This is a genomic window from Clostridium sp. AF23-6LB, from assembly GCF_003461085.1.
Taxonomy (GTDB): Bacteria; Bacillota; Clostridia; order Lachnospirales; family Lachnospiraceae; genus Coprococcus; species Coprococcus ammoniilyticus.
The window spans coordinates 286,318-306,243 of record NZ_QTWK01000004.1; the positions used below are offsets into that span (position 1 = coordinate 286,318).

General features: G+C 33.6%; 22 protein-coding genes. All 22 read right to left on the reverse strand.

Annotation, left to right across the window (positions count from 1 at the left end; all coding sequences use genetic code 11):
• Positions 1 to 4: 4 nt before the first annotated feature.
• The 22 genes from DWY07_RS10945 to DWY07_RS11040 all read right to left on the reverse strand — a co-directional run bounded on the left by DWY07_RS10945 (position 5) and on the right by DWY07_RS11040 (position 19,926).
• On the reverse strand, positions 5 to 907 hold the full coding sequence (locus tag DWY07_RS10945) for a hypothetical protein (protein WP_117823104.1): 903 nt from the start codon (positions 905 to 907) through the stop codon (positions 5 to 7).
• Positions 908 to 909: 2 nt separating this feature from the next.
• Positions 910 to 1,902: a hypothetical protein gene (locus tag DWY07_RS10950; protein WP_147340251.1), complete on the reverse strand. Its 993-nt coding sequence runs from the start codon at positions 1,900 to 1,902 to the stop codon at positions 910 to 912.
• Positions 1,903 to 1,910: 8 nt separating this feature from the next.
• Positions 1,911 to 2,465 (reverse strand): hypothetical protein, encoded by a 555-nt coding sequence (locus tag DWY07_RS10955; protein ID WP_117823108.1) that lies wholly within the window; start codon positions 2,463 to 2,465, stop codon positions 1,911 to 1,913.
• Positions 2,466 to 2,475: 10 nt separating this feature from the next.
• The gene (locus tag DWY07_RS10960) at positions 2,476 to 4,479 is read right to left on the reverse strand and encodes an AAA family ATPase (protein ID WP_117823110.1); all 2,004 of its coding nucleotides are present in this window, start codon (positions 4,477 to 4,479) and stop codon (positions 2,476 to 2,478) included.
• Complete coding sequence (locus DWY07_RS13230) at positions 4,476 to 4,625, reverse strand: hypothetical protein (RefSeq protein ID WP_181983917.1); 150 nt, start codon at positions 4,623 to 4,625, stop codon at positions 4,476 to 4,478. Before DWY07_RS13230 ends, DWY07_RS10960 begins: the two co-directional genes overlap by 4 nt.
• A complete protein-coding gene (locus DWY07_RS10965) occupies positions 4,609 to 6,774 on the reverse strand; it encodes a DEAD/DEAH box helicase family protein (RefSeq protein ID WP_117823112.1) in 2,166 nt (721 codons plus the stop codon). Before DWY07_RS10965 ends, DWY07_RS13230 begins: the two co-directional genes overlap by 17 nt.
• A 22-nt stretch (positions 6,775 to 6,796) precedes the next feature.
• The gene (locus DWY07_RS10970) at positions 6,797 to 6,985 is read right to left on the reverse strand and encodes a putative Se/S carrier-like protein (RefSeq protein WP_117823114.1); all 189 of its coding nucleotides are present in this window, start codon (positions 6,983 to 6,985) and stop codon (positions 6,797 to 6,799) included.
• A 4-nt stretch (positions 6,986 to 6,989) separates the two neighbouring features.
• Positions 6,990 to 8,111, reverse strand: a complete 1,122-nt coding sequence (locus DWY07_RS10975) for an aminotransferase class V-fold PLP-dependent enzyme (RefSeq protein WP_117823116.1) — start codon at positions 8,109 to 8,111, stop codon at positions 6,990 to 6,992.
• Entirely contained in the window at positions 8,111 to 9,589 is a 1,479-nt protein-coding gene (locus DWY07_RS10980) for a phosphoadenosine phosphosulfate reductase family protein (protein WP_181983918.1), read from the reverse strand. Before DWY07_RS10980 ends, DWY07_RS10975 begins: the two co-directional genes overlap by 1 nt.
• A gap of 150 nt (positions 9,590 to 9,739) precedes the next feature.
• A complete protein-coding gene (locus DWY07_RS10985; protein WP_117823120.1) occupies positions 9,740 to 13,276 on the reverse strand; it encodes a hypothetical protein in 3,537 nt (1,178 codons plus the stop codon).
• Between the two features lie 3 nt (positions 13,277 to 13,279).
• Positions 13,280 to 14,164, reverse strand: a complete 885-nt coding sequence (locus tag DWY07_RS10990) for a DUF4007 family protein (RefSeq protein WP_117823122.1) — start codon at positions 14,162 to 14,164, stop codon at positions 13,280 to 13,282.
• Positions 14,151 to 14,375, reverse strand: a complete 225-nt coding sequence (locus DWY07_RS10995) for a helix-turn-helix transcriptional regulator (RefSeq protein WP_117823124.1) — start codon at positions 14,373 to 14,375, stop codon at positions 14,151 to 14,153. Before DWY07_RS10995 ends, DWY07_RS10990 begins: the two co-directional genes overlap by 14 nt.
• Before the next feature lie 192 nt (positions 14,376 to 14,567).
• Positions 14,568 to 14,909 carry an HIRAN domain-containing protein gene (locus DWY07_RS11000; protein ID WP_117823244.1) on the reverse strand — a complete coding sequence of 114 codons (342 nt, stop codon included), beginning with the start codon at positions 14,907 to 14,909 and terminating at the stop codon, positions 14,568 to 14,570.
• Between the two features lie 32 nt (positions 14,910 to 14,941).
• Positions 14,942 to 15,418 (reverse strand): hypothetical protein, encoded by a 477-nt coding sequence (locus DWY07_RS11005; RefSeq protein ID WP_242997345.1) that lies wholly within the window; start codon positions 15,416 to 15,418, stop codon positions 14,942 to 14,944.
• A gap of 26 nt (positions 15,419 to 15,444) precedes the next feature.
• A complete protein-coding gene (locus tag DWY07_RS11010) occupies positions 15,445 to 15,714 on the reverse strand; it encodes a hypothetical protein (protein ID WP_117823126.1) in 270 nt (89 codons plus the stop codon).
• 16 nt (positions 15,715 to 15,730) lie between these two features.
• Positions 15,731 to 15,931, reverse strand: coding sequence for a hypothetical protein (locus DWY07_RS13235; protein ID WP_181983919.1), 201 nt, complete (start codon positions 15,929 to 15,931; stop codon positions 15,731 to 15,733).
• Between the two features lie 22 nt (positions 15,932 to 15,953).
• Positions 15,954 to 16,736, reverse strand: a complete 783-nt coding sequence (locus tag DWY07_RS11015) for a hypothetical protein (RefSeq protein WP_117823128.1) — start codon at positions 16,734 to 16,736, stop codon at positions 15,954 to 15,956.
• 79 nt (positions 16,737 to 16,815) lie between these two features.
• Positions 16,816 to 17,814, reverse strand: coding sequence for a WYL domain-containing protein (locus DWY07_RS11020; RefSeq protein ID WP_117823130.1), 999 nt, complete (start codon positions 17,812 to 17,814; stop codon positions 16,816 to 16,818).
• A gap of 131 nt (positions 17,815 to 17,945) precedes the next feature.
• Positions 17,946 to 18,197 carry a hypothetical protein gene (locus DWY07_RS11025; RefSeq protein WP_147340252.1) on the reverse strand — a complete coding sequence of 84 codons (252 nt, stop codon included), beginning with the start codon at positions 18,195 to 18,197 and terminating at the stop codon, positions 17,946 to 17,948.
• A 190-nt stretch (positions 18,198 to 18,387) separates the two neighbouring features.
• On the reverse strand, positions 18,388 to 18,621 hold the full coding sequence (locus tag DWY07_RS13610) for an ATP-binding protein (RefSeq protein ID WP_347465504.1): 234 nt from the start codon (positions 18,619 to 18,621) through the stop codon (positions 18,388 to 18,390).
• 30 nt (positions 18,622 to 18,651) lie between these two features.
• Positions 18,652 to 18,945: a hypothetical protein gene (locus DWY07_RS11035; protein WP_117823134.1), complete on the reverse strand. Its 294-nt coding sequence runs from the start codon at positions 18,943 to 18,945 to the stop codon at positions 18,652 to 18,654.
• A gap of 18 nt (positions 18,946 to 18,963) precedes the next feature.
• The gene (locus tag DWY07_RS11040; protein ID WP_117823136.1) at positions 18,964 to 19,926 is read right to left on the reverse strand and encodes a hypothetical protein; all 963 of its coding nucleotides are present in this window, start codon (positions 19,924 to 19,926) and stop codon (positions 18,964 to 18,966) included.

Sequence of the window (19,926 nt, forward strand, 5' to 3'; positions counted from 1 at the left end):
TGACTTAAATGATGTTCCCAACACGTTTCTTTTTCATATTATTTATCAGTAAAATGGGATCTTGTAAATACTCTCTCATTTTTTCATATGAGCCATACATTTCATCTTCGTATTCATCCTCAGTTATTTGTGATTCTTCCGAATCTGTATCATATGATGAATGTGCTTCTGCAACTAACATTAATTCAATTGTATTTGGTAGCTGTTCCTTTTCTGCTTTTACAGTGGTTCTTTCAAATTCGTATGCTAACATAGCCCGATATATGGATTCATTTTTTCTTGCAAACCCATTGCTTAACAAAAAAGCCAACTTCTCTTCTGTTGCTTTATCATTGACTTGTTCATAAAATTTCGCCCACTTATAAAAGTTTAGATTCTCAATAATTCCTCGATTAACTTTAATAAACTGTACCATATTAGGATTAAATTCAATCCATTCTTCTTTCTTATTAAATGAATACAACAGCTCATTCATATCACTATACAAAGCGCCTACAACATATCTCTTGCAAGCACTTTTAACTTTCTTACACAGTTTGATTCGATCTTCATTCCAGATTTCATTCCAGGTAACATATTTATTTTCAAAAGATATCCTATAAAAATCATAAAGTATTTGTTCCAACACACATTCTTTGTGATCTGCAGTAATTGCTTTTTGTCGAACATTATATTTAACTACAATATTCCATGATATTTCCGTGAATCTTGAAAATACCTGTTCAAAACTGATTCTACCTTTTGAATCAACCTGATCAAGACAATCTATAAGCGACTTAAAGAAAAGAAATTTATAGCTTGTTTCATTTATTGAGTGTGTAGAAAACAACCAGTTCACGGTTTTCCACATCTCATCATCTGATAAAGGTCTTTTGCTATAAGTACCCTCTTTCAAATCATATCCCATAACTATATTCCTTTCTGTGCCTTGAGCATTTTTATCATAAATTCAGGGTCATTTAAATGTTCCTTCAGCATTGCATCATTTTTACTATCTCTGTTTGTTGTCTCTTCTTTCAATCGAAGGATCTGGTCGTTTTCCTGTTCTGTTTCATTTGCAAGTAATGCCATTTCCTCGGCTTCAAACAGCATCTCTAATGTATTCATTCTATTAGAACGAATATAGCTGAGTCCTTCTCTAACTATCGAGTAATCGCTATTATCAACGAGTCCTTCTTTTGCTTCAAATGATTTGTAATACATTTCTTTTGCATAACCAAGATTGACATGATAAACATTTTCAACATCACTCAGCATATCCAAGTATGCAAAATTAACACCGCGTTTCAATTTTATCTTTAAATCATAATCCAATAAGACAATATCTCTGTACTCAATGGCTTCAACTAACGAACTATAAAACGGAATGAATTCATCTGTCGATGGCAAAGAAATTAATCTGTCCATTAATTCTTCCAATTGTTCCTCAAACTGAATTGCTTCTGTCAAAGTGCAGTTTTTGCATATATCCTTATCGTACAATCTACACCCCACAAAAAATCCGTCTCCTGTTCGAAAAAGAAAAATATTAAAGCCATCATTTGCTTTATTGATTATCTTCATAAAGAAAAAGCAGCTTCTCACCCCATCTTCAAACTGGCACAAATCAGCTGCAAAGATTTTTGTTGCTATGGTTCCTCTATTAGTTTTTCTACTTATATCGTCATAAATATATACTGATCCTACACCTTCAATAAAAGAACGCTCATCAGCCCCATAAATTTCCTGCTCATTTCCAAATAAAAAAATATATCTCTCAAGGTCTTCTTCTCGGCATTTTTCTCTTCCATTAATCAACCCCATGCCAATTAATAAGTCCGATATTTCTTCCGTTGTGAAATCTATATTCTCTAATAATGGTTCTTCCGTGATGGCTGTCCAGTCTTCCAATACATTCTTCATATTCACCATCACTTATTGATAAATTTTTCAATACCTTCTTTCAATGCATCTCCGTCTTGCTCTTCATCAAAATGTCTTACATAATCAAACATTTGTTTCAGGTAGCTATCTTCATCAATACATTGATCAACAAATTCTTCGTGTAACACTTCTAGTCCACCTAAAAAATATGAATTATATATCTTCATATTGTCACTGATGAACTGTTTCTCTTCCTTCGTATTTTCCGCAAAGGTAAATGCTCTGTAAACTCTTTTTTCCAAATCTGGTTCAGAATCAGTATCCAATAACATTAATGTTTGATAAACGAATTTCAATTGTGCTCGTCTTTCTTTAAAAACATCAGCCATCATTCCGGCTTCTCCACTTACAGTATTATCAATAACACCTTTTCTATTATATTGATATCCTATCATTGGGCAGAGAATATATGCGTCAATATATGCATTAAATATTTTGAAGTTATTGTGCTGATCTCGATCTGGTACATTTCCTGCCAATTCACATAAATCTTTCCAGTAATTTGCATGTTTACCTGTTATCCTAAAGCTTGTATCAAACATAAGTTCCTCCTTATCTAAAGTGTGTAGATGTATCAATTTCCTTACCATTTGCATCTTTATCTTTCTCTATTATATAGCTTTTACCCACGTATTGATTCAAATTTGTAGATGCATATTCCCAGTCTTTTTGCATTACAGCCATAATAACCTGATTAGCTGTTTGTGGTAATATTTTGCAAATATTATCAATATGTATTTCATCAACATTAGAGAACGGTGCGTCCATTACAAGCGGATATACTTGTCCCAATTTCATTTCATTGTCATCAAGGATTTTATCCTTCGCCATAGATACTAAACTTGCAATAAATGCAAAACTCTTTACAGCTTTTAAACCATCAGATTCTTCTGTTGTAACATCACTGTACTTTACTCTATATTTATCATCAATCAGTATAGATCTTTCTCCATGATACATTTTCTTGAAATTCTCATTTACTCGAATCTGTAATTGTTCTCGTACAATTTCTTCCTTTCCCTTATAGGTTTCAAGAAGCCATTCATATACCTTCTGCGAATATGATATGAATCTTGCAACTCTTGCATTCTTCTTACTGCTTTTTGCATATTTATCAATTGCCGATTCACAATTCTTAATATTCGTATCACATCCTCCAATATTGGAAACACAAGTGTCATAATCTTGCTTTGCTTCAACATATTTTATATGTGCATCTTTTCTATCTGCTTCAATTTTTTTAGCATCAGTATCATCAATAATTAATTCTGATTGCTTTTCAAGTGCGTCATTTAAATCACCAATCGTTCTGACAATATATCGGATATTCTTGTATTTCTCTTCCATATTACTTTTATAATCTTCAGTTCCTGCAAGATATCCCTCAGCTTTGGATTTATATGATTGAACTGCTGCACTTAAAACTTCTGGCGGAAGAATTTTTCTTTCTTCCATTACTTTATCATATGGAATCGTACCTTTATCTAATTTTGTTCCACAGATACAACGTCCTCTCTTAATAAGAAAGTCTATCGCACCTTGTTCCATATCAGGTACACATTCAACATTTTTATCAGTTCCCTTAAGTGAATCTAATTCTTTTAGCACCTCACTAATTCCAGGCATTCCAAAATATGCAAATGCTCTAAATTTAGGATCACTAAAATAATTAACCATATCTTTCTTTGCACGTTCAAGTTTTCCTTTCTCTGAACGTAATGTAGTTTCGATACGATCTCTCTCTTTCTTCGCTTGCTTTACCTGCTCGATATTACTTTTCGCAAGCTGAGCATTGTATTCTGCTTCTTTCGATTTCCAATATTCCATTTGCTTTTCAGCATTATCTTTCTCAATAACCAATTGCTCTTTTTTCTTTTTAAAAGTTTCTAAACTATCCTTTGCTTTTTGTGCATTCGCATCTCCTGAGGTATCAATACTATTTTCAAAGCTTTTTACAACTCTTGATAAATGAGTGCTTGCATTTTCTAATACATCTAATCTCATTAATCCCCTTACCGCTTTTGATAAGTCCGTTCGATTTGCTATTCCAGAAATTCGCTCTCCACCGAAAAAGAAATAATCCGATAAATCCTTAGGTAATACTCTATCCATAGATTCAGTAATATTAGATTGATCAATAGGTGTTTTTGTTTGTCCATCACTTTGCAGATATTCCAGTGTAAGGTTCTCCTCTGGTTTTTTATTAAGCGTAACCGTCCACTTGCCTCCGTCAGATGTTCTATCGTTGCAAACATATTTATACTGTCTTTTAATCGTGTAAACCTTGCCATCATGAGTAAATGTTACAGCAACCCAAACATCCTGTGTATCTCCTACTTGCATATTGTCACGAACATCACTATTCAATAGAAATGGATCTTCAAATCCGTTTTTCCCATAAAGGCACCATTCAAACGCTCTTACAATAGTGGTTTTACCAGATGTATTTACACCAATCAAAACTGTTACATTTTTCTCAGGATCGGTAGAAAATTCAACTTCCTGATGACCAATATACTGTCTGAAATTATATAGTTCTAATGTATTAATAATCATTTCTTTTCTACCTCCTTCATTATCATTCCTTTAATCTTTTCTTCCATCGCAGGATTAGACTCTTTTTTTACTATATTATCAGTCTCCATTTCAAGAATGCGTAACTTTATAGTATCCAATTTTTTTTCATCAAAATTCTGTTCCATCGATATCTTCCTCCAAATCTTCTTCCGTGATTCTATATGCACTTTCTATATCATTGATTAATTCATCTGAATCTCTCGAATTCAATGCGATATCACCAAACTCTTTTATCCTTGCCAATTCACGTTTTGCCAAAGCCCTTTCGCAATTATAATCAACGCTAAATTCGTTTGCCTCTTCTAATGGCTTAACCAATGTGACAAAATCATAAATCACTGCAAATGGTTTGTCTTTTGCAAGTCTTAGAACTCTACCTCTTCTCTGAATATACTCCTTGGGATTTGTCGTGCTTGCCAAAATAAATGCTGTTTTAATACTTGGAATATTAACGCCTTCATCCAGACACTTAATTGCTACTATTGCCTGATATGGATCTGCTGTTGCAAACTTTCTTTTTATCATTTCTCTTTCAGCTGCGGATTCATTTGATGTAAAATGCGTTACTTTCATTCCTAATTCATTCCCTAATATCTTTGATACAGCAACTATTTGTCTTTCACCATCTTCATCTCTAATATTCTCTTCATCATCTGATTCAAAATTTCTTACTCTTGTCGCACCACAATAAACTAAAATATGTGTGTCATCCTTAAAATCTTGCATGATTGTTCTTAATTCTGTCAGCTTACTTTTTGCTCCAGCTACAATTCTCGCCCTTTGCAGTAAAAGCATTTTTCCTCTTTCAGTTATTTTCACTTTACCTTTTTTATCTGTATGACATTCTTTTGATATTTTGTACGAAATATCTTTATAATCTTCTATTTCTTCTTCATCCAGATAAACTACTATCGGATGATAATAATATGGTGTAAGTTTTCCTTCATCAATTGCTCGTTTCAAATCATACTCAATGCACTTCTTTCCAAAATACATTTTAAGGCAATCCGTGCCTTCTTCATCTCCATGCCTATCCAATGTTGCAGAAAGTGCTAATCTATATTCTATAAAAGGGTACAATTTGTTTCTCAAAGTAGTAGACCCAAAATTGTGTGCTTCATCTACTAATAATAATGTATCCTTCCCCAGATTAGTCATTTGTTTCGAAACAAATTTCGATGAATATGTAGCATTTGTTGTCACAAAGCAAAGACAATCAATCACTCCAATTGAAAAATCGAAAATGTCATCTTCTAGCCTCTTTTTCCAATTCTTTTGCTTTGAAGCAGAATAACCTATGATTGGAGTTAGATTAAATAATTCTATATCTTCTACCCACTGCTCCACTAAATGTTGGTAAGGACATACTATGATAATTGCAAGTCTTCCTTTATCCTCGTATAACCTTGTCACCGCACCAAGGCCAGTATAGGTTTTACCAGTTCCAGTCGCCATATCAAATATTCCCTGATAATCTTGCGCAGCCCATTTTTCTATTGCATCCTTTTGGTATCCTCTTAATTCAAATCCCTCCGGGATATGTGGAATTCCTTTTTTAGTTGAAGTCGTTTCAATTATTTCTTCTTCATCTATATCATAATTAACAGTTTCTTTTCTGCTAACTTTTATTCGTTCTTTTATAACATCTGGGAATTCAATTATTTCTAAATTTTCATCATCATTGTTCCAAAGCATATCAAAGTCTTGTTGCATTTCTTCAGCATATTGCTTTGATTCTTCCCATGATGTAAACACTACTATAGATTCGTAATTATTATAAAATGCATTTATGGTCTCATTAAGAGAACCCGTAAACACAATTTTATTTCCTTCGCTATCCTCTACAATTCCTACCTTCTCATGATACATGCCTGTAGACTTATTTGGAGGTGTAAATGCTACTTTTATCTCAAGATGACCTTCTTCAATTAAATGTGCCAATAAATTCAAGCGTTCTTCCTGGAAATAATTTTCAGGTTCCTTATATTCTCTTAGCATTGCATCTTCGATTATTTTTTTCTTTTCATATCCTTTATTGATTGCTTCAACATCTTCTTTGCTCAAATACGGAGACACTATAAACTGTATCTTGCCGCCATTTTTAACAATCCCCGATAAACCCTTAGACAATTCAATCAAAGCTGTTGATGAGAAGAAGCCAACTGATCTTTGATATAAAACAGCCTCTTGTAATACCGGAGTATAGAACTCTTTCACAATATTGTTTTTATATGTTTTATAATGCTTTAACAAATTCAATTCTGTGAATGACATTCTATCACCTCCCAGTCATTTTTCACTCTACAATTTGATATTCCATTCCATTTAGAAATTCTAACGCCTTATCATCATGTGTTTCAACGCACACTCCGCAGTATGCTTTATCAGTAACAGGAGTTGGAACAATTTTACATTCCAATCCTGCATCGTTTATTTTTTCTTCTGCCTCAAAGACATTACTTGTGCTATAAAATACAATATGCATAATTTCACCTACAATCGTTCAGTACATTAATTACAGCGTCTATTTCTTGTTTTGTATTCAAATAGTTTAGGCTTAACCTAACAACTCCTGTCTCTACTGTTCCGAGTGCTTCATGCGCTAATATTGCACAATGAATGCCACCACGAGAACAGATATCATTCTTATCCAATATTTCAACTATCTCACTTGACTTATATCCAAACACATTAATTCCTATCGTGCTTACTCGATTTACATCTTCATCATAAATCGTGATATTATCCAGTGATTTCAATTGTTTCATTAAATACGTCATTAACGTATTCTCTTTTTCTTTTATTCTTTCAAAATTTCTTTCGCAATATCCAATTGCCGAATTTAGTGACCATATTGCTGGCATATTAAGTGTACCTGCTTCATATCCTTCCGGAAATACATCAGGATTGACAAATGAATCACCAAGTACTCCTGTTCCACCCTGAATCAATGGTTCCCATTTTGGAACTTCCTTACAGCACAATCCTCCTACACCTGGCATTGCCATCAAATCCTTATGACCTGTAAATGCAAGATAATCAACACCATCATTATCCATTGATATTCTTACTTTACCAGCACCTTGTGAAGAATCCACGAAAGTGGTGATTCCTTCTTTATGCATATAATTCAACCAGTCAGCTGAATAGATCACTCTGCCTGTCAAATTACTCGCTAATGTTAAGCAAAAAAGTTTCGTGTTATCTTTTACATACTTACTAAACATTTCCTCTGAAGTAAGCGCCAAATCTTCTCTACCAATAATAGAATAGGTTATCTTACCGTCTTCATATAACTTGTGTATTGGTCTTAATACTGCATTATGCTCATAACAAGAAATTATTACATGGTCTCCTTGCTCCAAAAATCCGTCAAAGAATAAATTAATTGCCTCTGTTGAATTTTTGGTAAAAACAACATTGGTATTTGATAATCCAAAATAATTCGCCACTTTTTTTCTTGTTTTATAAAGCATTCTGGACGCCTCAATTCCCAATTGGTAACTTCCTCGTCCTGGACTCACGCCAACTTCTTTAACAAAATACTCAAATGCCTTGTATACTTCCTCTGGCTTATATTTTGTTGTTGCGGCATTATCAAAGTAAATCATTAACTTTCCTTCTTTCCTGCGACCTTGTCACAAATGATGCAACCATTATAAAACTTTGCAATGCACTTCTTGCAATGCTGACACTTATTTTCATCAATCTTATATTGACCATGAATGGTATCAATTGCTCCATGCGGGCAAACAGAATCACACGCTGAACACCGAATGCAAAATTGATATTTTCTCAACTGGCATTTAAGCCTGTTCACAAGATTAGTAACATCAATTCTTTCTTCTGGTAATACCTTCACAACATTTGTTCCAAATGTGATGATTAATTCAAAACACTTTCTATATTCGCCAGACTTATCATTATCGAATACTGAAATATATGTGGCATCTTTTTTTTCGACAATCTTTAAATCACCAAATGGTTTAAACAGCTCAATTACATCTTTATTGAGTTTTTTATCAATAATAATGTTTCTTGCTGTGTCAGATAAGTTGCAAGGCGTATCCATAATTGTTACATTCTTAACTTTTAAGCCACTTGCCCCTCGCCTTACTTTCCATTTACCTTCTTCATAGTATTCTTCTGGATCCGGCTTGTTAGCACGCACTGCAAAATCAATCACCATATCTTTCCAGCGTTGCATATCTTCCGGATGATAAATCTCTGTCAACATCATTGACCAATCTGAGTTATTTGGACAACACCAACATCCTACTCTTTTATATCCGTATTCATAGCATTCATTTACCAAAATATTTTTATACAATATATAAAGCCATACATCATAATCTTTCCATTCAATAATTGGCATTGCATTTATCTGGGTGGATATCTTAGAATGTTCTTGCGTTCTTTCATACCCCTTTCGAGCAGCTGATTCGCTATGTCTAATCCCTAAAAAAGAAAGACTATTCCCTGGTAAATTTTCCAACTCTTTATTAAGATTACTTGTTTTGAATATAGTGCAGCACCATCTCTCATGCTGACTTGGCGGGCCAAATACTTTACATAGTTTAAAAAAATCATTTTCCGTTTCGCTTGGAATCATTGGCACTTGAGGATTTTCTTTACGAAACTTATGTTGAACATATTCATAAGTCTCTCTAAATTCCAAAGTTGTATCACCAAAAAAATGAACAATTGAGTTATCTTGTAACGCATCTCTCACCAATCGACTAACAACTGTAGAATCTTTTCCACCAGAAAAAGAAACTGTAGGGATATACTTATTATCAGCATATTCTCCTGTCGAATACTTTTCATATATATCTGCAATATACTTTTCTGCTTCGTATATCAACCCTTTGATATACGCCTCATTCGCCCTTACCACCCCCATGTAGGGAGTGTAATCTCGTTCTATTTCAATATTATTTCTTAACTCTTCTGCATAATTAAGATGTTCTTTATTCCTGTACCACTCTATGTATGGTATTCTCCGAATCTCTCCATCATAAAGATATCTACTGGAGCCAAAATACCATACTTTTTTATCTGACAAATCTTCTCCCACAATTTTGCTCAAAAGTTTTCTCTCCTGAACAAATACAGGATTACATATAGAACCTTCAGATAACTTTTTCAATTTTCCTTTGCATGTTAATTCGTGTAACTTCTTATCAAATACCGGTTCGTTACACTTCTCGCACCAGTAGATCATCAAATATCTCCAATCTTACATAATCTCAGAAAAGATTTTTGCTAATACCTGCATCTTCTCATCGTAACTTAATGATTCACCAAAGTTGTCGATGGTAGATTTAATCTTATTAAACATAAGCTGACTAGTTCCTGACAATTCACCTTTATTAAACTGTGTAATCTTTTCTTCTTCGTTTCCTGTACTTATAGTAACTTTTATTTCGTCATCACCAACATTATCTTGCACTTGATAATTATTTAGCTGTGTTACCATCTTAGAGAAGGCCTCATAAAAATCTTCTATCTTAGAATCATTCCAATATTCAATCTCAAATCCAGTAACTACCCGTCCTAACTCTTGCACTATTTCTTCATCACTTGTTGCCAAATTCATATTTGCCAAATAATCCAACATCATACTTGTCTGATAATCAAATGACTTAAATCGTTTTTCTTTCCATTCAGCTTCATACAATCTATTCAACTCTGCCGTGATTGAAACATCAGGTTCAATATCCAGTACTGTTCGTACTGCCTTTTCAATAGTTTGTATTTGCAATTTTGTAACACTTTCAAGTTCCAAAACAATCTTTTGTATGAGCATCTGAAGTTCTGATAAATCATCGTCTAACTGCAATAATGTTTCGAAGAAAAACTTATTATAATCTTTATGCGTAATACTCATTATTTCTCTATAAAGTTTTGCCTTCTCTGATACATACTTATTCGTGGTTCTGGCAGCCTTAGATATAGCAACAAAATGCTTATTCATAGCTTCATACAATTCTTTCAATCTATTCTTTGCCTTTGTGTCTACATAACGCGCAAATATCCTTTCCAACCCTTCAATATAATCAGTTTCTGTGTCAGTCCAGTTACAAATATACAAACTATAATCTTCTGGACTCTCTAGTGCTTTCAACAACTCTTCTTCACAATAATCATGCTCTGAACCATGAAAATAAATAGAAACATTTTCATAATCTCTCAGTTCAAACGCAAGTAGCACTGAAATATACCCATCTCTCAAACCATACGGCGTTCTTTTCAATACGTCGTATAATTCCTCTATGCTGGTTTGTCCTTTCATACATTTTCTAATGTATTTGCCAATCTCATTTGAAACATACCGTCCTGCTATTTCCCCAGTTGGTAATGTATTTAAAGCTCCGATGTTATCTTCTCCATCAAATAATCCATTCTTTGATAAGACAGAACGGATAATTGAATGTTCTGGAGATAAAGGACTACAATCTTCCAACATATTTTCTTTATTATTCATAATATATGAAAGTGCTTTTGACCTTGCCAGCCTTATTGCTCCCGACACCATATTCTTATTAATCAAATCATTATTGACAATAATGGTTTTCGGAAAACTATTCATCATAATTGTTGAAGCAATTTCAGCTATATCCTTATCACTTCGTGCTACATACTTTTGTCCTTTTGATACAACTGCAATACTATCCATTTCAATATTTTTCCATCTTGCAATAATATCGCGTAAAACACTTTTTTGTTCATCAAGATATAATTCTAACTCTTTCTCTACGGTTGGATCATCTTTCTTTAACTCTTCTCTTATAGAATAATAATATTTAATAGCCACATATCGCTTAACCTCATATAGAATTTCCTCTTCTTTTTGATTAATAACCAAAATGGCTCTATTGGGCAGATTATCTTCATTCAAATACTCTGAAATTTCAAATTTCTTATCAAGTACAAAAACAATCATTCCATCATAATACTTAGGAAGAAATCTCAACAGAGTCTTCTTCGTAAGATCTGCTTTTAATGCAAATATCGGTAAAAAAATACGATTCATATGATAATGCCAATTATAATCATATGGATATATCACAAAATCTGAAAACTCTTCATTCAGAATTGAAACCGCGGTCTCATCTGTAACAAAAGATATTCTTTCATCTATCATAGAATCAAAATCATAAATACTGCTATCCAAAAAATCATAATATCCATACTGTCGCATATATTTTATAATTTTTTTCTTTTCTAATTCCGTAATTGCGTCTCTTACCAAATCTTTTTTTGCATCAATTACATTTATTAACGTCTCTATATCTGGTGCCAGTGTTCCCAAATCATTTATGATATAAATGACTGCCATTGCTTTTAATACTCGAATTTCTAAACTCTTCTCTGTATTACTACCAAGTTTATTCATAGCCACTTGGTATTTCTTATATACTTCTCTTGCCTCACCACTTCGATATGAACATATATTTTCTTCAAAGTAATCATATATTGCATCAAGTCCAATAAAATGAAACTCTTTTAAATCCAATTTTTCAAGTTGTGAGAATAATGAATGATCCTCATCACTTGCCAAATATGTGAAAAAAGTTCTTTCGTTCTGTGCCACTTTCTTAGACAGTCTATCCAGTGCATATAGAGTAATTGGATGTAATGGAAATCCTCCTTCAAATGGATTTATACCATCATTTTCTGGTGGTAATAAGAAACCTTTGAAATCATATGCCTGAGTATATAGTTCATTCAGTTGCTCCTGATACCTGCGCTTAAATCCATTCCATTCCTTTGTCTTAGGTATAATATGTGGAATTAATGATAAGCATTGATCGTACTTAACATTGATTGAAGTTGACTTAAATCTTCCCTCAATCTTCTTCCATTCATCACTAATGGATTTTTTCATCTTATCTGTATAAAGCGATAATTGTTTATGAGATACCAATATAAGATAATCATCAAAATCTGAATGATCACAAAACTCGGCTAAATCCTGCACATCTTTTACCTTGATGTTTTCTCCTGTATCCTCTATATATCTACCAAACTCATCAAATACAAATATGATTCCTCTATAATTTTCAGATATTACTGTATTTGCAAGTGTAATATTATCGATCATATTACCTGCTTCGCTTACAAACTCTGCTCCATACGTCATAGCTCTAAATACAATATTGAACTCTTTCTCAGATTTTGAATCATAATTTTCTAAACCATTTATCAAATCTGTTTCCTTGATTTTATTAGACTTAAATATCTCTTTAAGTCTTTTATTTGATTCCTGTCCCTGATTCCACTTATTGATTAGTTTTAAAGCATCATCAAAATAGCTCTTAAAACAAATATCAATATTGTTTCTTTCCAATTCCTTCTTCAGCGAATATGTTATACATTTATCAAAGTCTCCAAAATTAGCATAAATCGGTACTACAAGATATGGTTTTTCTTCTTTTACATACCTCTTTATCTCTGATGCAAGTTCTTTATCATATTTTGATATTGCCTTCAAGAATTCTACTATGCCTTTTCCATCAGTGTTTACATGGCCTAGCAAATCACTAAATACAGTTAATAAATGTGATTTTCCAGTTCCATATGAGCCATACAGTATTCTTGAATGTACATCTGCATTTCTATTGATAATTCCTAACAAATATTCTCGCAATATCTCTGTTGTAGTAATATTGGGAATAAATCCAGCTAACTTCTCATCATCTTTCATATCAAAACAAATATTAGCCGAGTACTTATATTGTTTCTTTTTAGTAACCAAACTTGTATAATTCATTATTTATCGTTCCTTATCAACATAATATTTGTCTACCAATCCAGCATAATCATAACCATTAAATTCAATAAAACGATTTCCAAAGTTATTGTTCAGATTGATATACTTCTTATTTTCTGCCTCTACGAGCAATTCAAGCAGCTTAGAATACTTCATTCCAAAATACTTTCCAATCTGCCCTTTTTCCTCCATTAATTTATCAATGTTAATCTGCCTACCATTAGTGCTATCATCAACATTGTCCATTGCAATAGCATAAATAAGAATTTCTAATGGAACTTCTTTGCCTGTAAGACTTCTTTTTTCATATGAGTTTTTTCCTGTTTCTTTCAAAATCTGTAATGGTGCTAGAAACGGATATGTATCCTCATCCATAATACTGTTTTTATCAAATTTTCCATCACCAATATAAGTATTTTTTAAACAGTTAAACTCTTTTTCAACCGCAGCCTTCTTAATTTTCATTCCATTCACAGATAAATATGAATGAAAGCCTTCCACAAACTTATCTTTTGTGAATGTATTCTGTTTCCACTCATTAAACAGCCAATACCACGCAGTAGCATTTTCTTCATTTAATGCTAAATTACGATGCATCAAAAGTAATGATCCTTGTCTCTGAAAATATAAATCATGCTGTAGTATACTATTGTAAATTGGTTCTGGAACTAAACGTATGCCTCCCTGTTCTTTCTCTTCATGAGTAAGCATCATTGCATCTGACCAATACCTAAGAGCTTTTATCATTACACGACCCAGGCCAATATTATCTATAGCTTCTTGTTCGCAACTTGGAGTAAAAATCATGTCATCATCTTCTACCGCCTGAATAATTTTTGTTCCCCATCCGCTTCTCATATAAAAACTACCATGTTTATTTACTACCATCGTTGTTCTCCTCTATCTCAAAACTTGCAATATCTCCTAAATCGCAGTTCAAATACCGACAAATACGTTCCAAGACATCCATAGACACCTTTTCGCCCTTTCCCATCTTTGCGATGGTTGTAGAGCTAATATTTAACTGCTCTGTCAGGTCCTTCCTCTGTAATTTTTTATCAATCAATATTTTCCATAGACCATTATAAGATACTGCCATAATTAACACCTTTCATTTTCATTGCAGGATATTTATACTCGGTCTACAGTATATCATAATTGCTCGAATTTTTCCAGTATAATCTTTAGAAATGTAAAGATTCATTTTATTCTTATAAACTTTTGAAACATTGTGTATTTATCGTTATTACAATAATAGGTTGGTTAATTCACCAACCTATCACACAACAGATTAATCAGACTCACACGCTTTTTCCAACGCCAAGTCTCCTTCCATACCTTTATCAACAATTCTACACACAACCCCACCATCAACTACAAATACTACCTTTCCTTTAGCCTTATCTCCAATCTTATCATACAGCCTGCCAGCACTCATAGACTCGCCTTTAACAGTATATGGACTGTTAGCCACATATCCTATCTTTCCAAGTCCCTTTACCTTTACCTGTATTGCTTCCTTGTCGTACTCATTATCCGGCTCTTTTTCAAGTTTTACTTTCATCCCTTTTTCCATAAAATCACTGCCAAAATAATGGCTGCAACCTGCTATTGTAAAATAAAGTTCTTTCATAGTGGTCTCCTTTCCGCAAAACTTCGTCAGCATTACCAATCTTCTCCGTACTCATCCATTGCATCATCTACACCATCTGCATAATCGCTGTCTCTGTCATATCTGTCATAGTCATAATCGCCATCCATATAGATATCATCATAGCCATCATCATAAGAATCATATGTACTCTTCTTTGTCGTTGTACGTTTTTTTGTGCCACTGCTATATGATGACTTATTTGTAGAATTTGATTTATTATTGTAACTGCTACTTGAACCAGAACTTGTACTACTCTTTGAAGTACTGCCAGACGATTTATTGCTATATGATGAACTGCTATGGGATGTACTGCTTCCCGTATATGGTTTATGCAAATAACAATAGCTGCTTCCACTTGCCTGCTTATTATCACATCCTGCCTTAATGCACTTAGGCTCACTTGCTTCACCTATGGAGCCTATTACAAACAGAACACCTATTATTACAAGGAATATTGCCAGTCCCTGTCCAAATGAATTCTTTCTCATACAAATCAGCCTCCTTTGCAAAAAACTCAGTCAAAATCATAATCATCTGGGTCTAACCCTGCTTCTTCCAATGCCTCTGCCCTGTCATCAGGATCCATAAGTTCTAATTCATCAAGATCAAGTCCTGCTGCCATTGCATCAATCTCAAAATCATCCTTTGCGTCATCCTCGAAGTCTCCGGCATCTCCAAATAATGCTTCATGTTCTTCCCTGCTGGTGCAAAGCATTTCTTCTGCAAACATCATTTCTGTGCCATCAATTTTGCCATCGCTATTTAAATCCATCCAATTTTTCATTGTCATACCTCCTATTCTAATGTTCCATCATTTCTGCATACTTCGTAATATTCACACATAATGCAGCATCCTCTACATTCCTTAGCATGTAATACTGTTTTTCTAATCCAATACCATAACCTTGCCACTCTACCACCTCACCTGCTCCAAAAAAAATAAGAACCAGTAAGAGTTTATCTCTTATCTGATTCTTATTATAAAAACTATAGTGTCCCATAAACACACCTTGCATATCGAATTTATGTTCTGCTCCATATTATCTTTACATCTGCCGAAATACTACAGCCAATAATCTCATTTTTAAATAGATTTTTACCCATATAGAATTCCTCTTGCGTAATAAAATTTGTAAACACAGTATGTTTATCAATATACAATCGAGAGCTAGAACCCTTTTTCCCCTGTTCTGATTTTCCTATACACACCATATATTCATCTATAGAGGTATTTATGCAATGTGGAATTGCACATGCAATTAAAAATACATTTTCATCACTTGCATTGAAATAATGTTTACTCCTATTCCTAATCTCATATTCGGCTCCCCTTCCCCAAAGCGACTTACCGCTCATTCTTTTTTTATCATCTACGGAATCGTAATAATAACTGTCAAGATTTAATATTCTAACTTTAATATTATCTTCGAATTCAGCAACTCCGTATGTACACGCATCTACAAAGTATTCTGATCTAAAGCCGCATGTCAATTCTTTATATTTAATCATTTTATTCTTCGAAATCAAAGTCATTGGTATTCTACAATCTATACTTTTATTCTCATCATACCCCACTGGCATTATAATAAAATAATCATTATTAAATTCAAGTTTTATTTCATCTAATAATTCAGGAATCCTTGTAGAACAGCCTTGCAACATTACAATATCAATATTTTTAACACATTCATGTAAGTAAACCAATTGTCCCACTATGCTTTCGCATACATCAATACAATCCAAGTTTATTGTAGCAGCTGAAACATATTCATTAACTGGAATAATCAAATCATCTTTATTTAACATAATTCCACTTCCTCCAAACAAGAAATAATTAAATGCAACTGAGTATACAAGGATTGCTATCTCAAACTAAACAATTTCTTTAGTTGTCATATTTGTATTGTTTTATCAATCTGTCAATTTCAGCATTCATCATTTCAACAACATTTTCTGGTCCAGCAAGCGTTACTCCCTCACCAAGACCTATGATCCACGCCAGAAACTGCCTGCTGACTGCAACCTCTACATTGACTGCAAAGCGTTTATCATCCAATCTGATCATTGATACATCTTTACCAAAGCGGTCTATCATTACACCAGCAAAAGAATTGTCGCACTCAATGCGTACCCACTCCTCTTTGCCTCCATACATGCCAAACATTTTTCTGGCATATGCAGCCATATCAAATGATTTAAATGCCTGCCTTCCTTCTCTTCCCTTACCGTTTGACTTGATATAAAGCATTTTATCTACACGAAAATGTTTAATTATTCCCTCATTACTGTCATACGCAATTAAGTAATAATTTTCATCATCCCAGGATAATGACCATGGACTAACCTCGTAAAGTGCTCCATCATGACGCAGTTCCATCTTCTTGTCAACATTCCACTGAAAATACTGGAATGTTATCCTCGAATTTTCTGCAATTGCCGTATGTATCCTGTCAACATTGTAATAAATGCTCTCATTCATCGTCTTTACACGACCAGCCACAAATACTTGTCTGTGTAACTGCGATGCTTCATATTTACTTGCCAATCCTTCTATCTTTTTTATAAGCTCATTTGACTTCTTGGCTGTGATAAATTTTGCAGACTGCACAGAATCAACCAATAATTTTAATTCTGCAAGTTCAAACTGTCTGTTACCTATATGATACGAATATGTCCTGTCTTCCTGCGTTCCTATAACATCCAGACCATACACTCTTAAATTTTCAATGTCATTATATAAGCTTTTGCGCTCCGCACTTATATCATACGCAGCGAGTGCATCTATAATCTCCGGCATAGTAATACTGTGCGTTTCATCAGTCCGCTCCAGAAGAATTTTCATAAGATATATCAGCTTCAATTTCTGATTTGATGATTTAGGCATATAGCACCTCCAAACTCCCCAATAAAACTAAAAACTTCTCTTATATGATACCATAAATAACCATATAAGAGAAGTCCCTTCATTCCTGCAAGTCCTAATGTCGGTACACTATTATATTTTATCTGCATTTGCTACTTTGCAGAGCAACATATCACAATTAAAACCAGTACTATAATAGCAATTATTAATAAAACAGGCTGGGTAAATAACCATAATACTGCGAATAGCAATACAAAAAATCCTACAAATTTACCGATTGCAGCTATTCCTGAATAATCCCCATCACAAGCGGCAATGATTGAAGCAACAACAAATATTAAAATAAACACCAATATATGCATAACTGCCACCTCCGTAAATGTTCTATTTAACTCATTTATCATGCATCTGTTCCTTATGCTTTATTTATAGCACTTTATACTGTCCAATAATCATCCCTTGTATATCGAATTAATGTTCTGTATTGCAATAAATCGGTATAAAAAAAGGACGCAGAATTTCTTCCACGTCCTCACTACTATCTGGCTTTATCTTCCCTTACCTTCGATACTTCCTTATGTGCCGCTTCCAGCTTCACCTCATCCGCACTTCTAGCCTCAAATGCATCTGCATTATACTGATACTCCTACGGCTCTGTCTGTTAAAGAACAGATTGGCTGAATCGACATCCATCTTCTGATAACCAAGTTCATCTATTATCAGCAGCTTGTATCTGCAGAACCACTTGATTCTTGTCTCAAGTCTGTTTTCTAAAGCTGCTTTTTCTCTTACAGCTCGGTGTGGATTCCGGCGACTGTATAGCCGGATTTTTCGGTAACTGCTTTCAGCTTCTCATCGTCAAGCGAGTTCTCTGCAAGGATTTCTTACAATCCCATAAATTCCATCTGTACACAGTTTATTAGCAACGATGTACTTATCAATTCGGAAAGCCGCCTTAAACCAAACAATAAAACCGATAACTGCAATAAAATTTCCGATGACCATGAAAGGAATTTGTAATATCGAAATTTTTCCTATCGGCAGAACTCCTGCGCAGGATAGGATGATTCCTATCACGGTTACAGCTATAATACATACACCGTAGACCGGACCGACTCCGTATAGGAGAAGATGTTCTTTTGATTTTTTCATGCTGTTACCTCCTGTCTTCTATTCAAGTAACTTTAATGAATTGTCTACGATTTTATATATCTTGAATCCCCCTGGATTCACTGTTTTACCTGGAAGTAAAGACCCATATTTTTCTGATTCACTGTAAAAACATTGGCAAAACACTTTTAACAAATAATAATTATTATAAAAATTCTGCGGTATTGAATGCAATAGATAATCTTCATACTCATATCCGGCTAAGTCATATAATTCCTTTTCTTCCCAATATGCTCTCTCATAATCCATTGGTGCATAGGTTTCCATGTCTTGTAGATTTACATTAAATTGCAGAACATAGCATTGCTTGTTTCTTTGTTGCCACTCATTCCCTAATTTTTCATCAAACAGACTACTTTTCCTATATGCAGCTAATACATTACCAATTGTAAGCAGAATCTCTGGATATTTACTAATACTAGAATAATTTTTCATATCTTTTAGCGTACCATGAATGAAAAATTCCACCGTTGCATTGTAAAAATACAACTTTGTATGAAGAAATGATATTTGCTTATTCAATTCGCACTTAGAATATCCTGTACAAGACAAATCAGATCCGATATAACAGTCTGTACAATCCTCACTACTGGACTGAATTGGATATTGTTTTTCATTTATGCTAATAATCCGGTTGTCTACATCAACAATAATTCCATGTTTTGCCAAAAAACTAGACAATGGAGTATCTTCCTGCAACATACCTCTTAAATCCAAAACCCCACGTTTTCTAAATGACTTGATGTCCTCTTCATTTGAAGTTGTCATGTGGCGGCAGGTAATTTGCACATTCTTGCTATCTGGTTTGTTAAGGTCTAACTTAAACTGCTCTATTAGGGAATACGCTGTTGCTTCATCTTTCAATAAAAATGTCGCAAGTTGCTCATAATCTATATCAAAATATTCAGCTAATGAATTTATCAATTCTCTTGAACTTCCATCAAAAAAATCAAATACAAACAT